Source organism: Sphingobacterium multivorum (assembly GCF_900457465.1).
GTDB lineage: Bacteria > Bacteroidota > Bacteroidia > Sphingobacteriales > Sphingobacteriaceae > Sphingobacterium > Sphingobacterium multivorum.
Map to the genome: position 1 here is coordinate 958,937 of NZ_UAUU01000009.1, position 22,891 is coordinate 981,827.

Annotated in this window: 18 protein-coding genes; 6 read left to right on the forward strand and 12 right to left on the reverse strand. The window is 40.0% G+C overall.

Annotated features, from left to right (window positions below):
• Window positions 1-22 precede the first annotated feature (22 nt).
• Genes DTA23_RS15700 through DTA23_RS15735 form a run of 9 tightly spaced genes read right to left on the reverse strand, consistent with a single transcriptional unit; the run spans window position 23 to window position 5,768 of the window.
• Entirely contained in the window at window positions 23-961 is a 939-nt protein-coding gene (locus DTA23_RS15700; protein WP_112375253.1) for a hypothetical protein, read from the reverse strand.
• An 18-nt stretch (window positions 962-979) separates the two neighbouring features.
• The gene (locus tag DTA23_RS15705) at window positions 980-2,131 is read right to left on the reverse strand and encodes a type II secretion system F family protein (protein WP_112375254.1); all 1,152 of its coding nucleotides are present in this window, start codon (window positions 2,129-2,131) and stop codon (window positions 980-982) included.
• Between the two features lie 12 nt (window positions 2,132-2,143).
• Complete coding sequence (locus DTA23_RS15710) at window positions 2,144-2,638, reverse strand: PulJ/GspJ family protein (RefSeq protein WP_112375255.1); 495 nt, start codon at window positions 2,636-2,638, stop codon at window positions 2,144-2,146.
• Window positions 2,635-2,775 carry a hypothetical protein gene (locus tag DTA23_RS27160; protein WP_172462428.1) on the reverse strand — a complete coding sequence of 47 codons (141 nt, stop codon included), beginning with the start codon at window positions 2,773-2,775 and terminating at the stop codon, window positions 2,635-2,637. The genes DTA23_RS15710 and DTA23_RS27160 overlap by 4 nt, the downstream gene beginning before the upstream one ends.
• Before the next feature lie 2 nt (window positions 2,776-2,777).
• Complete coding sequence (locus tag DTA23_RS15715; protein WP_112375256.1) at window positions 2,778-3,011, reverse strand: hypothetical protein; 234 nt, start codon at window positions 3,009-3,011, stop codon at window positions 2,778-2,780.
• Window positions 3,001-4,251, reverse strand: coding sequence for a hypothetical protein (locus tag DTA23_RS15720; RefSeq protein ID WP_112375257.1), 1,251 nt, complete (start codon window positions 4,249-4,251; stop codon window positions 3,001-3,003). The genes DTA23_RS15715 and DTA23_RS15720 overlap by 11 nt, the downstream gene beginning before the upstream one ends.
• Before the next feature lie 11 nt (window positions 4,252-4,262).
• A complete protein-coding gene (locus DTA23_RS15725) occupies window positions 4,263-4,901 on the reverse strand; it encodes a toxin-antitoxin system YwqK family antitoxin (protein WP_112375258.1) in 639 nt (212 codons plus the stop codon).
• Window positions 4,891-5,397: a hypothetical protein gene (locus DTA23_RS15730; protein ID WP_112375259.1), complete on the reverse strand. Its 507-nt coding sequence runs from the start codon at window positions 5,395-5,397 to the stop codon at window positions 4,891-4,893. Before DTA23_RS15730 ends, DTA23_RS15725 begins: the two co-directional genes overlap by 11 nt.
• 2 nt (window positions 5,398-5,399) lie before the next feature.
• Window positions 5,400-5,768, reverse strand: coding sequence for a hypothetical protein (locus tag DTA23_RS15735; protein WP_046674316.1), 369 nt, complete (start codon window positions 5,766-5,768; stop codon window positions 5,400-5,402).
• Window positions 5,769-6,392: 624 nt separating this feature from the next.
• On the opposite strand from DTA23_RS15735, the gene DTA23_RS15740 reads away from it, so the two are divergent.
• The 5 genes from DTA23_RS15740 (at window position 6,393) to DTA23_RS15765 (ending at window position 16,465) form a co-directional block, all read left to right on the forward strand.
• Window positions 6,393-10,247 (forward strand): hypothetical protein, encoded by a 3,855-nt coding sequence (locus tag DTA23_RS15740; protein WP_112375260.1) that lies wholly within the window; start codon window positions 6,393-6,395, stop codon window positions 10,245-10,247.
• A gap of 8 nt (window positions 10,248-10,255) precedes the next feature.
• Window positions 10,256-10,672: a hypothetical protein gene (locus DTA23_RS15745; RefSeq protein WP_112375261.1), complete on the forward strand. Its 417-nt coding sequence runs from the start codon at window positions 10,256-10,258 to the stop codon at window positions 10,670-10,672.
• 33 nt (window positions 10,673-10,705) lie between these two features.
• Window positions 10,706-14,044, forward strand: coding sequence for a DUF6443 domain-containing protein (locus DTA23_RS15750; RefSeq protein WP_112375262.1), 3,339 nt, complete (start codon window positions 10,706-10,708; stop codon window positions 14,042-14,044).
• Window positions 14,045-14,874: 830 nt separating this feature from the next.
• The gene (locus DTA23_RS15760; protein WP_239468906.1) at window positions 14,875-15,747 is read left to right on the forward strand and encodes a phosphotransferase; all 873 of its coding nucleotides are present in this window, start codon (window positions 14,875-14,877) and stop codon (window positions 15,745-15,747) included.
• 82 nt (window positions 15,748-15,829) lie between these two features.
• Window positions 15,830-16,465 (forward strand): carbonic anhydrase, encoded by a 636-nt coding sequence (locus tag DTA23_RS15765; protein WP_088159797.1) that lies wholly within the window; start codon window positions 15,830-15,832, stop codon window positions 16,463-16,465.
• Between the two features lie 185 nt (window positions 16,466-16,650).
• Here the strand turns inward: DTA23_RS15765 and DTA23_RS15770 are convergent, their stop codons facing one another.
• The 3 genes from DTA23_RS15770 to prfB form a co-directional block, all read right to left on the reverse strand.
• Window positions 16,651-17,952 carry a nucleotide sugar dehydrogenase gene (locus DTA23_RS15770; RefSeq protein ID WP_112375265.1) on the reverse strand — a complete coding sequence of 434 codons (1,302 nt, stop codon included), beginning with the start codon at window positions 17,950-17,952 and terminating at the stop codon, window positions 16,651-16,653.
• A gap of 34 nt (window positions 17,953-17,986) precedes the next feature.
• Complete coding sequence (locus DTA23_RS15775) at window positions 17,987-19,432, reverse strand: glycosyltransferase family 2 protein (protein ID WP_201303443.1); 1,446 nt, start codon at window positions 19,430-19,432, stop codon at window positions 17,987-17,989.
• A gap of 409 nt (window positions 19,433-19,841) precedes the next feature.
• A protein-coding gene (prfB, locus tag DTA23_RS15780; RefSeq protein WP_112375267.1) for a peptide chain release factor 2 occupies window positions 19,842-20,925 on the reverse strand; the annotation gives its coding sequence in 2 pieces (ribosomal slippage) (window positions 19,842-20,864 and window positions 20,866-20,925; 1,083 coding nt in all).
• A gap of 218 nt (window positions 20,926-21,143) precedes the next feature.
• On the opposite strand from prfB, the gene pgi reads away from it, so the two are divergent.
• On the forward strand, window positions 21,144-22,814 hold the full coding sequence (pgi, locus tag DTA23_RS15785; protein WP_070565858.1) for a glucose-6-phosphate isomerase: 1,671 nt from the start codon (window positions 21,144-21,146) through the stop codon (window positions 22,812-22,814).
• Window positions 22,815-22,891 lie beyond the last annotated feature (77 nt).

The following is a 22,891-nucleotide window of genomic DNA, read 5'->3' on the forward strand; positions in this document are numbered from 1 at the left end:
TAAAAAATTGAACAGAGGTGCTTTATCTGTTCAATTTTAATACATCAATTTCCTTTCTTAAACTTTCAATTTCTTGATTGAGCGTTTTCATACCCTTATTTTGTTGAATCAGGTACAAAGTCTTTTCCTCAATTTTATGAAGTAGCTGGCGGTTCAGATCCCCTAAGGCTACACCATTTTCCTCGACTGCTTTTGCAGGAGCTATATTGGGCAAATGCTTGTTTTCTTTTACAAAACTTGCAAGTGAATCCAAGGGCATTAGTTGATGATCTTCATTAAAGACATAGTCAGGCCATGGATTGGCTTCAACCTTGATTTCTTTTGCCCGAATTGTTCCATTTACAGCCAGTTTTTCTGTAGGATTTGGTGTACCTATGCCAACATTGCCGTTAGATATTGCTTTAATTGCCAAAATCCAAGGTCCATAAGTAAACGTGTTTCCAACGATTAAATCCCAGTCGTAAGTCATAGGTAGTAGCCCGATCTCATTTGATTCATGCCCAAATATCTGAAAAGTGCTAAAGTTTACATTAAAATTAATAGAGCGAATTTTGATATCAACACTGAGCGGTATGGGGGCTCCAAAAGTATTGACTGCCCTGATTCGAAAAGATTTCGTGCCAGGATTATGATCAATCGTAAAATTTAGACCTCCAGATGTGTATACGTTATTATTTATTCGACCAGCTTCAAGCCATCTCGAAGGATTAGAATGTGACGATGAAACGATGTAGGTTGCGGCAGCTGCCATGTATCCTCTATCGTAAGAAATGGAAACTTCATAATAGCCTGATGCACCGGCAGCAATTGGATTAGCAGATGCAAATTCAATATAGTCTCCAATTTTATAGTCAACTGGAAAAGTAACTGTAGTCTGGAAATAATGATTCGCATTTTGCGCTTTGGCACAGTAGTTATATCCTAAAAGGAGTAGGACAATTGAAAAAATAAACTTGTTCATAAAATATATTTTTTGTGGTTAAAAACTATTGCTCATTTGGAACATCGGCAGGTACATGGCGATGAGGATCAATCCAACGACCAAGCCCAAGAAGATAATAATAAAAGGTTCAAGCAAACTGGAAAGGGTTGAGGTCTTGTATTCGACTTCTTCCGTCAGCTGGGTTGCTATCTTTTCAAAGAAAAAATCCAGTCTGTTCACCTCCTCGCCAACACGAATCAATTGTACTGTTTTTGCTGGATAAAAAGGATATTTGGAAAGCGCCGCATGCAGGGATTCTCCCTGTAAAATTTCCTTTTCTGCTCCTTCCAATGAATGTGCTATCGGGTAAAAATCGGTCATTTGTTGCACCAGCTGGATAGACTGCAGCAGCGGCGTGTTGGTGCTGACCAATAGACGCATGGTATTAGCGAAACGCGCCAAATGGACCTTGCGGATAATATCGCCAAATAGTGGAAGTCGCAACATAATTCTGGAAGACCACTTGCGCCACCACAGCTGCTTTTGGTTGAAACGGATAAATACAATAAGACCAATAAGGACTAATACACCCCACCAGAACGTACGGTCCATAAATTGGGAGACTTTTAAAATAAAGGCAGTAATGGCCGGGAGCTCGCCGCCGAAACGTTTGAAAATATCGGAAAACATCGGTACCACAAACTTAAGCATAAATAGTACTGCGCCCATCGATGTGCTTAAGACAATGACGGGGTAGGTGAGTGCCGAAATAATTTTACGGCGCTGGCCAATCTTACTTTTGTAGAACGAGGCCAGTTCTTTCATAACCTCGCCAAGTTTCCCGGTCTCTTCTCCAATCCGTAAACTGAAAAATTCGTAATTGCTGAACTTTCCGCTTTTACGGATGGCATCTGATAGGCTATCCCCTACGAGGACGTTGCTCTTGATTTCCTGAAACAACTTGTTGTCCTTGCTGTTTTTCTGATCCAAAAGAACCAGATCAAAAGCTGTTTTAAGGTCAACACCCGATAAGAGCAGGGTACTGAATTCGACATAGAACTCTTCTTTTTTCTTGTCGGGAAGCTGGCCGTTTCCAAAGCTGATGTCTTTGTTCAGAAAGGCCAAAATATCGCCAGCCCCCTCTTTTTTCTTAGGGGAAGTAGGCTGTTCAGGCTTTTTCTTATATTTTGAGATATCAATTGAAGGCATAAACGAAATACATTAATTAGTGATCCCCGATTCAAGCTGTAAAAGTTGTTGAGCTGAATAGATCTTATGGTAATCAAACCCGTGTTCTTTATTTTCAAACCGGATATTCAGGTTAATATGGTCTGTCAGTTCTTCCGATGGAAGATGCTGTATCCTTGGCGTCATATCCAGGTTGACAGTTTGGATCAAAAAAGTATCTTTTTGTACGGTATTTTGATTTCTCACAATGAATTTAGGGGCAAACTCATAACTGATATTTCCGAACTCATTTTCGCAGATCAGACCATTTTCGCTTGTTTTTAACCAGAGCGATCTATTGATGTCCTGTTCCAGCAGATGTTTGAAGAGGCTGTAGGAGAAACGCTCCTGTCTTTGCTTTTGCTGCCGTAGGAAGAGCTGTTGAAAATATTGAAACATATAGAAAGCCATACCGATACTGATGGCTGAAATCAGCATGGCAATGGTGAGTTCCATGAGTGTAAAAGCCTTTAATTTTTGTTTGCTCATTGCTGATCCCTTTCCCCTGCTTTATTCTCAATATAGCGTACTAGGCTATCTGTCACTTTGCCTTCTTCGGAGATCACATAAACAGCTAGCCGCGAACGGTCGGGATACCCTTCGGTTTCCTTGAGCTGGTAGCTCAATTTTATACTATCCTGCAAGCTTTCCCCTCGGTGTTCCCATCAAACCCATTGGCTTCTAGCTGGCGGCTCCAAAGCATCATCTGCTCCGTTGTGCTCTTTCGTGTTTCACTTCTAGAGGCTTTGGTCAGGTTGACAAAAATAAGCATGCCTATGCCGAAGACGATCAGGATAATCACCATGGATACCAGAGTTTCCACCAGGGAGGAGGCTTTGAGCCGAAGAATGTTAACTCCCATAATTATACCACTTTAAAGGTTTATTGATCTGTTTTTTTTGATCGGAAATCAATAAATAAGAGGTTAGGAAATGTGGGGATAGCTTGCTGCGGTCAAATTTAATATTGACCAAAAAATTCTCGTACATGGATGAAGGGCTTTTGTAGAGAAACCGGTAACAGGCTGTGCGGCCTACTACTTCTAATCCTTTGCTGTAGTCTAAAAGACCATAGACAATGAGATCCCCCTGAATCTTGCAGTCTTTTCCGAGGCTTGCAGCCGATGGCATATCGGAGCGTTTGGGTTCATATAAGAGAACAGTTCCTGCGATATTGCAGTTGTTTCCTATGCTTAAGCTTATTCCTTTGCCTTCTGCGCCGATTACTGCTGCGGTCGATGGATACTGGAGGGAAACATTATCTTCCAGTATCAATGAGTCGGTGGCAAAGAACTGCGCAGCGCCTTTAAATCCTTTTTCGATCCGTATGCATGGCGCGATCACCAAAATATCCTGTAAAAAGGCTGCAGCGGGGATGACAATTGTGGTGTCCGATAGCAATTGAATATTACCCATCAGACTATCGCTGATCTGTCCCTGGCCTGCACGTAGATGGTAACGTAGTGTGCGCTGATGGAAAGGGTTTTTATTTGTGGTACCTATAGGCATCATCTCGCCCCGCAGACTGTCTTGTTTGAGCAAGGCTTGCAGCGCTGTCAGGCGCTTGGTGTTCAGTGCCTGCATCTGCCGGTCGCTGTCTTTACTCTTTCCTTCAACGATCTTCTCATTGCCTTTAAAATATTCCCCATCAACATAAGATGGCCTAACCCCAGATTTGGGGATGAATGCTGTTCCTTTAATAACCGTTTCACCACTTACAGAAACTGGCCGATCTTCATCCGTGATATAGAGTACTGTTGAGTCTGTGGGCGCTGGACCTAATAAAGCAGTCTTCATCAGGGAATCGCGTTGCATATGTGCGCGGACGACGGCAATATCATAAAGTCCCCATTCGTATCTCGATAGATAGACCGAATCTCCCTGCTGGGTGATATTGGTCAGTGCGGTATCCAGGGCGTAGGGGAAATTGGTGGAGGTAACCAGACTATATCCGGCATCAATCTGCTGTCTCAGCTGTTCTTTACGGTTAAAACGGGCATCTTGATCCCGAAAAAAGAAAGCAAGATAGATCAAACTCCCCAAAAGTACCGACACGATAAGGGAAATGACCAACACCAGATATAATGCTGCCGCCTTGAGCATAGTTTTATGAATTAGGGTGTTACAGGTTCGGGCTGATTCTCTTTCTTTTTAAACCATTGATTGATCTGGTCACCGATCAGCTTTCCAGTCTTGCGGAAGATATTGTTATTTTGGAAAGCTTCTTTGGAAATTTCCTTTCCCAGGTCAAAATATTGGTAACTAATGACATCGCTTGTTTTGTTCTCTATGCTACCGTGCAATTTACCCTCTTTTAGATATCCGCGTTGGATCCAATTGCCCTGCTCATCGTAACGTACAAAAGTTCCTTCTTCGATGTTTGCCATCCATTGGGATTCGCTTTTGAGGTTCCCATTTGGATACCAGTGGCGCCATACCCCCTGTTTGAGTCCTTTCACATATAATCCCTGGTCGGAAAGATTCTTGTTGGGAAAATAGTGTGTGAACTGTCCATTGAGAAGTTTCCCCGAATAGCCACCCATAGTTTGGTGCAGCTGATTGCTTTCGTACCAGACGTAGGTTTTGTCACTATTAGGGCTGATCTTGATGTTGTCGGCATAGCATATTGTCTTGCTTCCATCATTGGACGAAATGGTGAATCTCCGAAAGATGGCGAGTTCTTTAACCTGAGCCTGACAGATGATAGAAATCATGAAGAAAAAGATCGTATACAGAATTTTTTTAGTTGTCATTTTTAAATATAGTCTTGTTTTTACCGTGGGCTTTGATGGTAATCTGCCCTTGGTTAATAGCTGTCAATTTAACCCCATTCTGTTCATCACCGACATTCATCATATATTGTTTGTCCATGATCGCGACGATGGCCGTAGGTTTCTTGTCGTTTAGATTTTCGATAAACCCGATATAGTGCACATTGATTTGCGGTTCGGGCTGATAAGACTGAACAGGTGGCGCGACATAGTTGTTTACGGCGGACGTTACTGGTGCTGAAGGGACGGTATCGGCAACGACATTTTTTAACATGGGATCGGGATAGTTTAATAGCAAAGCGGTTGTTTTCTTTTGATTGTAAAAACTGAGGTCGCTCACATTTTGAACAAAATTCTTTTGTGCCTGCCGAGGGCCCTGATCATCATCAGAAACGGCCGCAAAAATCCTATATATAATATAGCCCCAAAGTCCAACGACCAAGGAGAGCAATATATATGTCATCGCTTTGTTTTTCATCTTTATTTCAAGCTCGGCAAAATGGTGATCTGGCGTTGTTTGAAAAGACCTACACTGCCCGAATTTTCCGGTCGCACGCGCCAGGTATATTTTCCTGGACTTACTGTCAGATTAAGGTGATCCAATGTGGTTACCGTGTCTACTATTACTTTTTGAATAGAATCAAAGTTTGGACGTGCAATTTGAAGCCGATATTTGTCTGCGTCCTGGTGATTTTTCCAATAAAAGCTCACGACACTGTCCTGTGTGGAAAGGCTGTCCATCGGCGCCAATAGTTCGACACTTTCTTTCTCCAAAGGATATTCTATAAATTCGGAACAGGCGGCAAAGCAGCAGGAAAATAGTAGAAATATAGCTAAAAATCTTTTCATAATTTATCTTAATGAGATATCTAAAAGTAATAAAAATTTGGATATTTAAGGGCTTCATTTAATAATATGAGGATTTATTCATCTACACAATATGCGTCGGCCAAATAAAAAGAATACATACTTGTCATTATGTATAATCCGGTAATAGTTGCATAAATACGCTCCCATTTTTTTGACTAAGAATAAGCAGATTTTGTTTTGATTGAATATACATATCGGCCAACAATATTTTCTATCTTGATAATATACCAGTGAAGTTCTTTTAGTTTTTGAGATTGAAAATCCTGGATCAGGATCTTATGGCTAATGTTAATTATTTTTGAATAGGGTGAAATTTCTGTTTCACATTTCATTATGTTTCATTATATTAGTGTAACAAAACCATTTATTAATTAAATTGACAATCTGATAGCCTAGTTTTGCTTCAAAGCTATTCTAGCTTGCTCCGTTGAGTATATCAGTTTTATTAGCCGGATTTATGAGAAAATTAACCTATGCTATCCGTTATTTGCTGGGCATTATGCTTTTTATTGGAGGTTCAACTCCGAGTTCAGGGCAGATGATCCGTGATTTCAATGCATCGATACAAAGTCCATCGTTTCGAGTTTGGGACTTTTTAAAGAAATGCCTGTTTCACTGTTTACCGGACTTCCCAATGTTGAAATACCTATTTATAATCTGCATGAGGGAGAATTAAATGTTCCCGTTAAGCTCAGTTATCATGCTAGCGGCTTTAGATCGGACTTAAAACCGGGGATTATTGCTCCTAACTGGAGCCTACAGTCCAGTGGCGTAATCCAGCGGAAAGTAAAGGACAGGGCTGATGATATGAACTATTATGGATATGATGGCATTCCAAATCTCGGGATTTCCAAGTATGAAGCAGAAAGGTATAATTATTCGGGATTCTATTTCAATAGGGATACGCTGAAGACGATGATGGGAACGCGCTGGGGACAGATCAGTTTCCTGAATGACCTTGCTTTTCCACTATCTTCTTCCAATCCGCTGACCAATACACTGCTTGGCTACCGTGATACGGAACCGGATGAGTTTTCCTTTAGTCTTCCCACGGGCGGAGGAAGCTTTTATCTGGATATAGATGGGAACTGGGTAGTTGCGGCGGATAAAAATTTCAAAGTTGAACTCAATAGCACGTTTCTTGAAGTTCCCTTTAAACTACCGGTAACGAGCAAGGATAAAGATGGGTATTCTTTCAGTGGAGCTTTCGGTAACAACTGGAGGGCACAATATGGCAGTTATAAAACCTTTGGAGGTTTTACGATAATCGATGAGGACGGTACGAAATATGTATTTGGGGGCAGCAGTAACTATATTGAATACAGTATTGATTTTGTTAATCAGGATAGGGACTTCTGGCAGGCAGATGCCTGGCATCTGAAACAGGTAATTCACCCCAATGGCGAGATAATCGACTTCAAATATACTAGGGGCGCTTTCACGGCGCAGCTTTCAGAATACAAATATTGGAATATACAGACTAAATATAGCAATACCAATACCTCTATCTTTAATTTTCTAGGAGCAATTTCATGTGGAGGAAACAGCCAGTCACTGCAATCTACATTTACAGGAAGATTAAATGCACCGATCTATCTTTCGGAAATCATAAGCTCCAGCAAGAGAATTACGTTCCAGTATGAAAATAATCCGACAAAGATTGCGGCCACATGGGTAAATCAGGGGATATTGCAAGCCGTAAACCCGTTTACGAATATGCATAACTTTTATTTTCAGAGTCTAAGTTATCCTTCTGTACGTCTGAACGAGGAAAATGATAGCGCCAATTTCCCTTATTATTATAATACATTAGCTCTTCCCTATCTGATACAATATTATAATAACTTATCATCCTCATATGGCTCTGCGGGAACAATTCCCTATAATTTCCGGTCCGCTGATTTTTCGTATTTCTATTCGAGTTTTCTTGAGGATCTGAGGCTGTCGAAAATCGACATTTTCAATAATGTAAATAGCGGGGTTAATGCGGACGGCACGCTCACAGTGCTTCCATCAGATGCCCTGAGCGACATCTCGAAAATACAGCATATCGACCTGAACTATACGACTTCCACAGCAAGCAGTAATAGGTACAATCTGACCGGAGTGGTTTTCAGCGATGGAAATAGCTCAAAAATCAGTTCCTATGCCATGGATTATAATGCGTTGGACGGTAACTGTTATTTTTTCAATGGACGGACAGACCACTGGGGCTTCTATAATTCGAACGCGATCTACTCGGTGGAAACCAATGATCTTAAAAATAATCCTGCAAAATATTATAACGCCCGCAATCCTTCTCTGATGCATACGAAAATGAATATGCTAAAGTCAATCACCTATCCCACTGGTGGAAGGGCGGAACTGGATTATGAATTGAACGACGCATATTTCTCCGTTCCGAAAAATCGTACAGACTCTTTGAACCTCTGGAATAAATCTGTGGGAGGATTGAGAATAAAAAAGCTGAGCTTCTACCCGGAAATAGGCTCCCCGATCGTTAAAACTTATCATTATGTGACCAATTACAATACAACTGGTCAGCAGAGATCCAGTGGCGTGCTTTCCCATGAGATACAGTACAATTTTCAGGACTTCAAAACCAAGGCGGCCCAAGGAGATGTATATGTGACAAAAACAATATTTTCCAATAATTCTGTAATTCCCGCAGCTAGCAGCAGTCAGGGAAGCCATATCGGGTATAGTGAAGTTGTCGAGGAGAATTCCGATGGAAGCTATATTAAGCATTATTTTACGAATTTTGACAATGGACACAAAGATGAATCAGGACTGTCAGTTATTGCAGATTTAAGCCCGTATAATCCCTATACATCTAAAGAAGCAGAACGGGGGAAAGAGTACAAGACCGAAATCTATGATAATTCCAAAAGGTTGGTAAAGAAAGTGGAGACAACTTTCATAAATCTTAATCCTGCCCAGAATATATCTAAGGCAATTTATGTAGAACGAAATAAATTGTGTGCGGGGGAATGGTATGAGTCCACTGCAAAATATTATGTGAATTACACGTATTCCGTCCTTCCCTCCAAGGAAAAAGTTACTGAGTATGTCTATAACGGAAGCAGTTCTACTACAGCGGTAAATACAACAGAATACAGTTACTATGAGCATAGAAAACCAAAAGAGATCACGCGAAATGACAGTAAGGGCAATATTCTGAAAACTGAATATAGATATTCCATTGATATGGCTTCAAGTGGTTATTCCGATACTTTTGGGCAGGCTATAAATACATTGGCCCAAAAAAATATACTGGTACCCATTGAAAAGATCAACTACAAAAATGGGAGTCCAATTTCCGCGGAAATATATGAGTATAAATCATATGCCGGACTTAACAATCCCGCACAGATCTCTAAAGAATTTCAGTGGAATAAATTTCTCTCTGCATCCTATCAGAAATTATATAAGTCCGGAACAACGCTGACAAAAGCGGGTAATATCGATGAACTTGCACGGATAGAGTCTTATAATAAATATGGAAAACCGACTGAAATACTATTCAAACAGGCTGACAGGATCAGTTATGTGTGGGGATTTTACAAGGACCGTCCAATTGCAGTAGTAAAGAATGCTGATTATGCTACGATCAAGTCCCAGTTTGGCGCCAACATTGATCTCGCTGAACGGTACTTTTTGACAGAGTCAAAAATAAATGATCTTGAAAATAGTATCAGGAGTTATTTCAACAAGACGGATATCTATTTCTACAATAGCAACAGTCTGGGGCTTCTCTCCAAGATAGGCAGCCCACAGGAAATTAATGTTTTTTACGCATATGACAATGCTCAGAGGCTAAAAACTGTATATGATGCCAACCGAGATATAGTTAAACGATACGACTATGGTTTTGCTGATATTAACTACATTCCTCAGGCAGAACCTGGGGCGATAGTTTATGCGAAACTGGTCTATGAAAACTGGAATCCCGGTGCTGGAAATAACTATGCGGATGTTATTGTGAAATTCTTTTCCGATGAGGCATGCACCAGACCTATACGTGTTGAAAATATGACCGTCAATTATAATATAAACTTTGGGTGTGCGAATATTCCCGGTCTGCCAGTGGGTGAACCTATTGCAGAGCCAGTTGATGGAATGTATGGTGGGGACACATACGGCAGCGGAGGTTTAATTGATGGTGGGGAGGTACCGGAGCCTGTTCCACCCGGCCCGGTTCCGGCAGGTTATTATCGCACAGCGGTTGCCAGTGGAACTTCTGTCGTTCTTGCATACCAGGCAAAAATATATGGCTCCTATGAGAGTGACTGCGAATGGATCTATGAGCCTCCAACATTCTGTCCTGAATGTGGTCCGGGCGAAGTGCCGGGTCCGAATTATCCTGGGGGTACCTGGGTACAGATATGTCTGGTCGAGCAATGTGCCGATAATTATTTTTTACAGCCGGGGACCAATTATCGGATTACCTTTTATTAAAATTTATTATGAAGATCTTAATATTATCTATTATTCTCGTACATGTTGGGTTTTTCACATTTGCGCAGCAAAATGCCCAGCCAAGGAATGAACACTTACTTCTTAGCCGGATGGAAGAGTCAATAAAAAACGGGCTTACATTAACGGAAGAACAATCCGATGTTTTCTTTAAACTGGACAGGGAACGCAGCAGACTGGTCGACAGTATCTATTTCAATTTTAAAGGCAATGGAGATGATCTGGGAAAGAAACGTTCGGAAAAGATCAAGTCTGTACAACGGGACTTTAGGATTAGAATGAAAGCATTGCTTGATCCAAGTCAGTTACAGCGTTATGATTCTCTACTGGAAGCAATGAGAAAGCGTTCGGATAAAAGGATGGAGGCAATTAACCATCGGCGTGGAATTTCTGCCGGCAGTAAATAACACATATTTTGGAAACAGTGTAAATATTCTTTTATGCAGCTTAATTTAAAATATATAGCGTCATTTTTAGTCATGGCCTTTTTATCCGGGGAAATGAATGCCCAGGTGATCCCGACCCCTTATCCAAATTATATCTTTACGCGGGTGATCATGAAAAAGGGGACAAAGACAGATTCGGACCTTTTGGTACTTCCTTCGGATAGCATGCGTGCTGATGTTCAGTATTTTGATGGTCTGGGGAGGCTCTTGCAGACTGTAAACGTAAAGGCGTCATCAGACAATAAAGATATTGTCACCCCAGTCAGTTATGACGCGCTCGGAAGGGAGACAAAAAAATATCTGGCTTATGCGTCAGCTGGTAGTGCTGGATCTTATAGAACAGGTGCCCTTGATCTGGCCAATTATAATAATAGTGCACAATATAGATTCTATCAGCAGGAAACAGGCGCGGTGGCAATGATTTCAAATCCATTTTCGGAGACTGTTTTTGAAAGCTCATCCCTCGACCGTCCCTTAGAGCAGTCTTCCCCTGGTGCAAGCTGGGCCATAGGCAATGGGCATACAATGACGACTGCCTACCAGATCAATATAGCTGGGGAAGTAAGGTTATGGAATATAAATTATAATGGTACATTAAGTACGGGAGCAACGAGCACCGGTTCATATAATGCCGGACAGCTATATAAGATTGTATCGAAAGATGACCAGCAGAACCAAGTTCTTGAGTATAAAGATAGGGATGGGCTGCTAATCTGTAGAAAAGTACAGAATGGCGGTACAGATCAGGCACCTGCTTTTGCGACAACGCAGTATGTCTATGATGATCTTGGTCAACTTATATATGTTATACCACCTTCACTGGACAATATTTCAACTTTTACGGAGTCGGATGCCAGCTTTTTAAATTTTATTTATGCCTATCGTTATGATGGTAAATTAAGGCTTATTGAAAAAAAGGTTCCGGGCAAAGGGTGGGAATATTCCGTATACAATGTCGCCGGACGGGTTGTCTTTTCCAGTGATCAGGCGCAAAGAGATCGCGGTAAATGGGGATTTGTTAAATATGATGCACTTGGAAGGATCATCATTACAGGAGAAGCGGCAATTGCCGTGGGGACAACCCGAGCAGCTTTACAGCAGACAGTCGATAATACTTTAAAACCCACAGGAAGCACACAGCTATATGAATCGTTTGATGCGACCCTGACGGCTACAAAGGGATATACAAATATAACGATGCCAACCAGCGGAACTACCATTTTTACGGTCAGTTATTATGATGACTATGCAGTACTCGGTAATTCCTCGCTGAATCCTTACAGTACATATTTTACCCTACCAAATGGGACCGCCAGCGAAAGTCAGCATACAAGAGGGCTACCCACAGTGACTGCGACGAATATATTGGGAACCAGTAAATTTCTGATCGTGGCGACATACTACGATAATAAGGCGAGAATAAGTAAGATCGTAAAGGAGCACCAACTTGGCGGAGTAGATATTACCACCAACAGCTATAATTTTGTTGATGAAGTAGTTTCCACAACCAGAAAACATTATAAAGACGGAGCTCTGGCTCTGACACTTAAAAACAGTTATAAATATGACCATGTAGGACGGATATTAACAGTGGGGCATAGTGTAAACAGTCAGAATGCAGTAACTTTGGTCAGCAATGAATATAATGAGATCGGGCAGTTAAAGAAAAAATCTGTCGGAGGAGATGGCTCGGGTGCAAATTTTCATAACGTCACGGAATATGGCTATAATGCCAGAGGCTGGCTGAGATCCGCTAGCTCGCCTTACTTTAGCTATGGGCTCAGGTATGACGACCCTGAGCAGGGAGCAACGGCACAGTATAATGGTAATATTTCTGAGCAGTACTGGACCCGTCAGGGAGAGTCAGGATCCAAGTTTTTTACTTACAGCTATGATAGGTTGAACAGACTAAAAGATGGAAATTCGGCCTCTATGCGCGAGCAGGTAGATTATGATTTGATGGGGAATATCACCAGCCTAAAGCGGGATAATGCAAATGCTATTGTATATGCCTATATCGGAAATAGACTTGATTCACTGAAAGGGGGGCTCTCCGGACGCTATACCTACGATGTGAACGGAAATGCCAAAACAACACGCATGGGTATGAACTTGAACTATAACCATCTTAACCGTCCGGATTCCGTTTGGTTCGGCACAATGAAAGTTGGATACCTGTATGACGGATCGGGAGGGAAATTAAGGAAAATAGTCAGTTCCGGCAACACTACGACATTGCGAAATTATATTGAAGGGATAGAGTATAATAAGGTTGGTTCTGCAAGCCATACTATCGAAAGGGTGGCGACAGAGAACGGCTATCTTGTCAATAGTGGAGGATCATATGTTTACCACTATTTTCTTGAGGATAACCTTGGAAATGTACGTGCGGTTTTAAAACGTAATGGATCCAATGTAGAGACGGTACAGAAACAGGATTATTATCCATTCGGGAAGACGAAATCTATTTTGGCAAGCGCAAGCAATAGATATCTTTACAATGGAAAGGAAAAACAGGACGAAATCGGAGATCAGCTGGATTATGGTGCAAGATTCTATGACCCTGAAATCGGTAGGTGGAATGTTGTGGATCCTCTGGCAGAGAAAATGCGAAGACACTCACCATATAACTATGCTTTTGATAACCCGATTCGTTTCATAGATCCTGATGGGATGGCGCCGTTATGGAAACCGAGGGTCTATAATAATAAATTGGTACTTCAAAAAGAACAGGGTGACAATGCTCAGACATTGGCAAAATTTTTAAATGTTGACCAGAATACTGCTAACAGGGAATATTCAAATACAAGCAAATATGGTCTATTGAGGTTGTCGGACAAGATATCAGGTGTTGCATCTATTAATTCAGCATTAAATGATATTGTAGCGAATAAAAGCCGTTATGCGGAATATACACCGTGGTATAAGTTTAATCAAATTAATTATAATTGCTATGAATCAGCCATTGCCACTTCCATTGGTGATACTCCCCGTTTCCTTTCAAGCCGAGCTACTGAGAACGCTGATTTTGCAAGCATTATTAGTTCAAATTATCGTGAAGTTACTGAAAAGAAAGATGATTATATTTTTGGTGAAACAGTTGTGAGTTTTAATGAGGAGAATTCCAATTTTTTTGATGGAAAGTATGAGGAACCTATCCACGCAGCAATCTATTTAGGTGTGTCCAAAGATGGGACTTTGTATCTTTGGTCTAAGAATGGATTTAAAGAGACACCAAAGGTTCAAACAAAAAAGGAAGTGCATAGGATATATGATAGTGCTCCGAAAATTAGGTATTACAATTTGAAAATGGATGACGAGGATGAAGAATAAAACTGTACTCTATGGTATTGCTATTTTTTTATTCTTTATAGCGATATTACAATTAACATTACTTTTAGAAAATCACAGGTTTAAATTTGACCATTTTCTTATAGTTATTCTTCTTATAATCTTATTGCTCTTTAGAAATAAGGTTTCATGGAGTTTTTTATTGATTTTTTGCTTGTATGGCGTGTATAATATGATTTTTAGACAGCAAATTTACAGTGATCCTACTTACATGAACTTTACAGGATCTTTATACAATAAAATACGTTCGTTTTTTGAGTATTACCAAAATAATTATGTTTGGACCTTCTTATGGGATTTCCCTAGATATTTTTATATATTGATGGTTTCTCTAATTGTAGCAAATCCTATAAGAAATCTATATTGGAGTAAAACTTCCAGAGCTAAATAATAATATATCTTACTGAAAGAAACAAATGGTTATACTTTTATCTTTTAAAGTGAATATCTTAGTTTTTTGCGTTATCTTTATCTATAGGCACTTGCAGCTAAAACGTATGTCAAACCAGTGAGTTATTCGGTGAGTAGGGAAATGGAAGGTTTGTAAATAACTGATAAATAGACTGATGCAAGTAGGGTTCGATTCCCCTACGGGCTACAGATCGAAAGATTAAAACTTAAAAAAAGCTTGCAATATGAATTGCAAGCTTTTTTTGTCTTTTAGTATCTAAAAAACCAATACGAACTTCCAAAAAAAAATGACAACATTTCCGGTTATAGCCTCTACTCTTTCTGCCAGACAATTAGGAGATTTTGTGAAAGATAGATATGGCCTAGACGACAAATACAATTGTACCTTATTCAGAACAGGAATGAATCATACGTATTTTCTTTCCAACACCGAAACGAAATATGTTTTGCGCGTTTATAGTCATAACTGGAGGTCAAAAATCGAAATTATTGAAGAGCTTGAACTTCTGAAATCATTGAAGAATAAAAATTTAAGTGTTTCTTTTCCAATTGAAGATAAAGACGGAGCATACATTCAAGAAATAAATGCTCCTGAAGGAATCCGATATGTTGTACTTTTTTCCTTTGCTCAAGGGGAGAAAATTCGATTTATGGACAAGGAAACTTGTTTTCGAATAGGTTCTCTAATGGCGAATATGCACAACCATACCGAAAACAAGAACATTAACCGAGTATCTTATCATAAGGAGTCTCTTATAGAATCACCCTATGGGTATTTGAAACAATTCTTTTCGGACAAGTTGCCAGAAATGGAATTCATTAGGGAATTTGGAGGAAATTTTCAAAATTCAGATTTCGATAATACGAAAACCGGAATTATTCATATGGATATATGGTATGATAATATGGCCGTTACGGCTGAAAAGGAGATTACGATTTTTGACTTTGACTTTTGTGGAAATGGATGGCAAATTTTAGATGTTGGATATTTCTGCAAACAACTGTTTTTCATAGAATCAGATAAAACGCAGTATGAATTAAAAATGCAAAGCTTCTTGCGGGGATACCAGAGCAATAGATTTTTATCTGAAAAAGAGCTCAGCTTAATACCAAAAGCTGGCGCTTCTATTTTTATTTTTTATCTGGGCGTACAGGCACAAAGATTTGATTGGTCCAACATATTTTTGACAGAAAACTATCTTAAAATGTTTGTTGGAAGAATTAAAGCTTGGATGGATTATTACACAAAGAACGAAGTTACTGGGGCTGTATAAGAAATTACAGGTATTTTCTCCTATTGGTAATTAAAATGTAACGTATTAATTTTACCTTTAATATTCCAAATAATAAAATTTTATGAAGGCACATACGTACGAAACACAATCGACGATTACACCTGAAAAAGCATTAAATTTCCTGAAGGAGGGAAACCAGCGCTTTGTTAATAACCTGAAAGCTAACCGAGATCTACTTGAACAGGTGAACGCTACGCGTGAGGGACAATGGCCATTTGCCGTGGTGTTAAGCTGCATCGATAGCCGTACTTCAGCTGAACTTATATTTGATCAGGGATTGGGCGATATCTTCAGTATCCGGATTGCCGGAAATTTTGTCAATCAAGATATTTTAGGTTCGATGGAGTTTGGTTGCAATGTGGCAGGTTCTAAACTTGTTGTCGTTCTAGGGCATACCAAATGTGGAGCATTAAAAGGAGGATTGGATGCGGCGCAGATTGAGGGTATGGGAATGGATAACCTAAATCATTTGATAAATCATTTCGACCCAATCATTAATGAGGTGATCGATAAGGGGGAAGAACGTTCTTCTAAAAATAGTGTGTTGCTTGAAAAACTAAATCAACAGAACATTAAACATGCAATCCGTGACATTCGCAGACAAAGTTCAACGCTTCGTAAACTTGAAGAAGAGGGTAAAATTAAGATTGTTGGCGCAAACTATGACGTTGAGACCGGTAGCGTAAGTTGGTTGTAAGTTGTAGAGACAGACAAATAGGTTTTGTCGTTTATAAAAGATGAACAACCGCAGCTGACTTGACTACCGATTCAACATTGCCGATGGGATATAGTTGTCAATACTAACAAAATCTTGATCTACTTATTACAAATTTAAGTAGATCAAGATCTTATAAAGTAACCAATGTAATCAAAATAAATTCCTTATAGACGAGCATCTACAAATTTTCTGTCGAGTATGCCCTTAATATCAAAAACAACGGATGGGTTCTTTTTTAAATTATTGAGATCTAAATGTAAGAACTCTCGGTGTCCCACAGCCAGAATAACACTGTCATAATCTGCAGATTCGGGAAGATCCGATAATAGTTTTAAATTAAAATGTGATTTCACTTCATCTCTATTGACCCATGGATCATAAATGTCGACTTTTAGACCAAATTCTTGAAGATCCTGAATCATATCTATAACTTTACTATTTCTCATATCAGGACAGTTTTCTTTGAAGGTGATGCCCAATACTAACGCTTTTGCCCCTTCAAATTTGATGTTTTTCTGAATCATCAATTTCACCACTTTTGATGCGATGAAGGAGGCGATCTGATCATTTACTTCTCTTCCAGATAAAATAACATGTGGGTGATAACCTAGTTGAGTTGCTTTTTGAGCGAGGTAGTAGGGGTCTACAGAAATACAATGACCGCCCACTAGTCCTGGTTTAAAACGTAGAAAATTATATTTTGTGCCCGCAGCATCTAACACATCCTGTGTATCTATTCCTACACGGTCGAAGATTAGCGCGAGCTCATTCATAAAGGAGATATTTACATCGCGCTGCGCATTTTCGATCACCTTGGCAGCTTCGGCAACTTTGATTGAGGGCGCCAAATGTGTCCCGGCTTCAATAATATTCTTATAAAGTCCATCTACCACCAATCCTGCCTCAGGTGTACTTCCAGAAGTCACTTTCATGACCTTTTGAAGTGAATTTACTTTATCGCCTGGATTAATACGTTCTGGTGAATAACCAACAAAAAAATCTTGGTTAAATTTTAATCCCGAGCAACTTTCCAAAACAGGTATACACTCTTCTTCAGTACAACCAGGATAGACGGTAGATTCATAAATAACCAAATCGCCCGGATTTAATAATCCGCCAATCATTTTAGATGCCTCCAACAATGGTGACAAGTCTGGTGAATTATAGCGATCTATCGGAGTTGGTACAGTGACTATGTATACGTTTGCATCAGCAATGTCTGCGGTAGAATTACTCGCATCATATCCCTTACTTTGGTTTGATGTGATAAATAGCTCTCTTGCACGTTCCAGTTCTTTTTTATCAGCTTCCAGTGTACGGTCAACACCGCGCCTAAGTTCATCAATACGTGTTTCATTAATATCAAATCCAATCACGGGGAAATAATCGGAAAATGCTATTGCTAACGGCAATCCGACATATCCTTGACCAATGATGGCAATTTTTTTTACCTGAAAATCTCTCATATATAGCTGTAAATATACGTTCTTTGCTTTAAATTTAACCTCTTGTCAACCAACCTCTGCGTCCAGCTGTTGCTATGGCATAGGGTGTAATCCAGAATAAACTGAAGGCGTAGAATATACTGTAACTATATGCCCAGAAAGCTTCTTTGGCATCCGAGTTTTTGGAAGCAAAGAAATAGGCCTGGACGCTGGAAAATATTAAGATACCGACCAATGTTGAGCTTAAGAACATCAGTGGATAATGAAATACGGTCCATAACATCAGTAACATCATCGGATAAGACAATAACACTTTTTTCCATTGCATAAGCAATAAGATACGTGCTCCCCATTTAGGTCCCTGACGGAAATTCTTAAATGCAAATTGACTCATCGCAATGTTTTCACGCACGTTGCTTCGTTCCCAACGGATAAACATCTTGTACAGATTTTTGTAACGTACAGGTGTGTCGGTATAAACGTATGCGTTGGATTGAAATAGAACATGATACCCCTGTTTCAGGATCATATTGGTCATCGCGCGATCTTCACCGATATCAGACGGTTGTCCCATAAAAGTCTGGTTAATCCAATCTTCCAAACAGTTCATGACAGCCTCTTTACGATAGCCAGATAATGCTCCTGGTGTACACATGACAGTACCCAACATACTTTGTGCAGAACGCACAAACTCAAAACTGAATACGAAGCTCACATTCAACATACGCGGTATAATCGCTTTTTTAGTATTCAATACACGCACATTACCCGCAACTGCCCCACATTCCTTGTTTGTTACAAATGGACTGGCCATATTACGTATGGTATCCTTTTTAACAATAGAGTCACTATCAACCGTGATGAAAATCTCTCCCGTACCTAACTTAAATCCACGGTACAAGGCATGTCTCTTACCCATATTCTTGGGCTGCTGATAAATTTCAACACGATCGCCCAATTCCATTTTGGCACGTTGTATCCAAGCAAAGGTATTATCTTTACTACCGTCGTCGATTGCAATAATCTGCAATTTCTTCTCCGGATAATCGCTGCTAGCCAAACTATGTAAGGTATCATAAACTAATTGTCCTTCGTTATAAGCTGGAACGATAATCGTACAAGTCGGTAGCTCATCGTCCGATACTGAAGCAATGGGTTTATATTTACGATGCAGTACAATCAAAAAAATCAAAAAGCTGATAGCAACAACAGCAAGAAATATTCCCAACGCAATTAAAAATGTTCCGCCGATGCTGTCTAAACGTTGGAAACGTAATGCGTCAAAATCTGGTTGAAGCATGTATACGCCAAAAACTGACGCAAATAGTATAAAAAAAGTGGCTCCAAAAATACCATATTCTTTTGGTCCAAAGTTGCTTTCCTCGTTTTTGCTCACTGTGTGATCAGATCGCTTTTCTCCTGCATTTACATCATATACCGCAGGCTTCCATTGTTTGGCCATCTGCTTGGATACGATCGAGTTGTCTTTCATGTAATTCATAACCGTTCTATTTTAGATATACATTCTTTCGTTCAGTGTTTAAAGAGATACCGCTGTCGGTATCTTTTGTAATGAAAATATTACGATTCCATAAACGCAAAAGACATGCCTTTATTTCGTGCCAAAAATAAGCAATCCCTTCTAATTGTAACGTTCTTGATACAAATAATATGTAATTAATCTGTTGATTTGTAGTGTTTTGTGATTTTATTGTAACAGAATTATGCCAAAATATAACGACGATCGATTCAATAGACTTTTAAGGTTTTTTAACATTTGCATGCAGATTGTTAAAAGAAATTGACAGTTTTTGTGACAAACTGTGTAGGAAAGGGGGCAAAGGATAGTACAAAAAAAAGACGCCTCCAAAGGGGGACGTCTTCAATATCATCAAGTTTCGGAATAGTCTTTATCCACCAAATTCCATTAGATAATTTTTTAGAAAATCATTTAGATCACCGTCCAGGACAGCTTGTGTATTGGAGGTTTCGTAATTGGTCCGTAAATCTTTAATTAACTTGTAAGGATGGAGGACATAATTTCGAATTTGGGATCCCCATTCGATTTTCTTTTTGTTTCCTTCAATAGCAGCGGTAGCTTCCTGGCGTTTACGCATTTCAATCTCATATAACTGTGATTTCAATAAGCGCATCGCATTTTCTTTGTTTTGTAATTGCGATCTGGATTCCTGATTTTTAATAATAATGCCAGTAGGTTTGTGGTGTAATCGAACAGCTGTTTCCACTTTATTGACATTCTGACCTCCTGCACCACCCGAGCGGAAAGTATCCCATTCGATTTCTGAATCCTTAACATCAATCTCAATATTATCATCAATCAAAGGATAGACATAAACAGAAGCAAACGAGGTATGGCGTTTTGCATTGGAATCAAATGGAGAAATCCGAACGAGCCTGTGTACACCATTTTCGCCCTTCAGATAGCCATAAGCAAAATCTCCGGATATCTGTAACGTTACACTCTTGATACCTGCAACATCACCTTCCTGCGAATCTTGTTCGGTCACCCTATACCCATTTTTCTCGCCCCACATAATATACATCCGCATCAGCATGGCAGCCCAGTCACAGCTTTCAGTTCCTCCGGCACCAGCTGTAATCTGTAAGATTGCATCCAGCTGATCCTCTTCGGCACTAAGCATGTTTTTGAACTCGAGCTCCTCGACTTTCTCTAAAGCTACTCTATATTGATCGTCCACTTCTTTTTCACTCGCGTCGCCAGATTGGAAGAATTCATACATGACATAGGCGTCTTCAACCGCCGCTGCAACTTCGTCGAAGTGGTCTGTCCATACCTTTTGGTTTTTTATGGCCAAGAGTATTTTTTCTGCAGCTTTGGAATCATCCCAAAAGCTTGCTTCAAGCGTAATAGCTTGATCTCTTTCTATTTCTTCTTTGCGTGCATCGATGTCAAAGATGCCTCCTCAGGGAAGTAACACGATCCCTCAAGTCTTGAATTTGTTCTTTTGTCATATCCGCTAAAGTAGAAATTTTAATTAATAAATTCGCGCTTCTAGCTTAATAACTTCGCGTCCTAATAGATGGTCAAATAGAGATAATTTGACCTTTTTTTTTTAGTTTTGGTATTGTCAACAGAATAAACCTTCATTTAAGGATCTACACGATGTGTAACAATGAAATACAGAAGGCTCTTATTGATGTTTAAAACAACTAATTTCAGTAAAAACAGTATGTTCCCAAAAATTAATTTTACAAAGACTGCGGCCTATACGAATCTAGCACAGCATTTTGGTTCTTTATCAGGGCTATCTAACAATAGCGAAAAAAATGATTTACGCACACTTTTCGCCGCAGATCCCGCACGTTTTGAGAAGTTCTCGATCGCTTTTGAAGATATACTTTTGGATTACTCCAAAAATCGGATTACTGCAGAGACAAAAGCGCTCTTGGTACAGCTGGCTAAAGAATGTGGTCTTGAAGAAGCGATAGCGGCTATGTTCTCGGGCGAGCGGATCAACGTGACCGAAAACAGACCGGTGTTACACACCGCTTTGAGAAACCAATCCGGCCAACCCGTATATGTGGATGGAAAGGACGTCATGCCTGATGTTAAACGAGTGTTGGCACACATGAGAACTTTCACCGAAGAGATTCTATCTGGCCAGTGGAAAGGATATACAGGAAAAGAAATTACCGATGTAGTTAATATCGGTATTGGAGGTTCAGATCTCGGCCCTGTGATGGTAACAGAAGCATTAAAAGCTTATAAGACGCGGTTAAATGTCCATTTTGTTTCCAATGTAGACGGTACACACATTGCTGAAACATTGAAAGCTGTGGATCCTGAAACAACGTTGTTTTTGATTGCCTCAAAAACTTTCACAACACAGGAAACGATGGCCAATGCTCATACCGCTAAAGATTGGTTTCTGGCCAGTGGTGCCCTGCAGGAAGATGTCGCTAAGCATTTTGCTGCATTGAGCACCAATACAGAAGCAGTACGTGCCTTTGGAATAGATACCCAGAATATGTTTGAGTTTTGGGACTGGGTGGGCGGACGTTATTCCCTGTGGTCTGCAATAGGTCTTTCAATCAGTTTGGCAATAGGCTTCGATAATTTCGAGGAACTGTTGAAAGGTGCCTATGAAGCGGATGTTCATTTTAAGGAAACCTCCTTTGAATCCAATATTCCCGTGATATTGGCTTTGCTTGGTGTATGGTACAATAATTTTTTCCAAGCGGAAAGTCACGCAATTCTTCCTTACGATCAATACCTACACCGTTTTGCCGCTTATTTCCAACAAGGGGATATGGAAAGTAACGGTAAGTATATTGATCGCAATGGTCAACAGGTGGATTATCAGACTGGACCGATTATCTGGGGTGAACCTGGTACGAACGGGCAGCACGCCTTCTATCAGTTGATTCACCAGGGCACCAAGTTGATTCCTTGTGATTTCATTGCACCTGCCAATAGTCTTAATCCGATCGGAAACCACCACCAATTACTGTTGTCTAACTTTTTTGCGCAGACTGAGGCTTTGATGAATGGCAAAACGGAAGCCGAAGTGGTTGCTGAATTTAAGAAAGCCGGAAAGTCGGACCCGGAAATTGAAGCACTGAAAGCCTATAAAGTTTTTGAAGGTAATCGCCCAACGAATTCCATCCTGTTCAAAAAAATGACGCCACGCACTTTAGGACGACTTATCGCATTGTATGAGCATAAGATTTTTGTCCAGGGTGTGATCTGGAATATTTATAGTTTTGATCAATGGGGTGTCGAGCTCGGTAAACAATTGGCCAATCAAATCCTCCCGGAATTAAGCGACGCCAATCCGGTTACAAGTCATGATTCTTCGACAAATGGATTGATCAATGCGTACAAAGCTTGGCGGGATTAAAATTGCTCTCTGTGATCTAAATTAGATCCGGGATGAAATAGAAGAAACGGGGCTGTTCAACTTTTGGACAGCCCCGC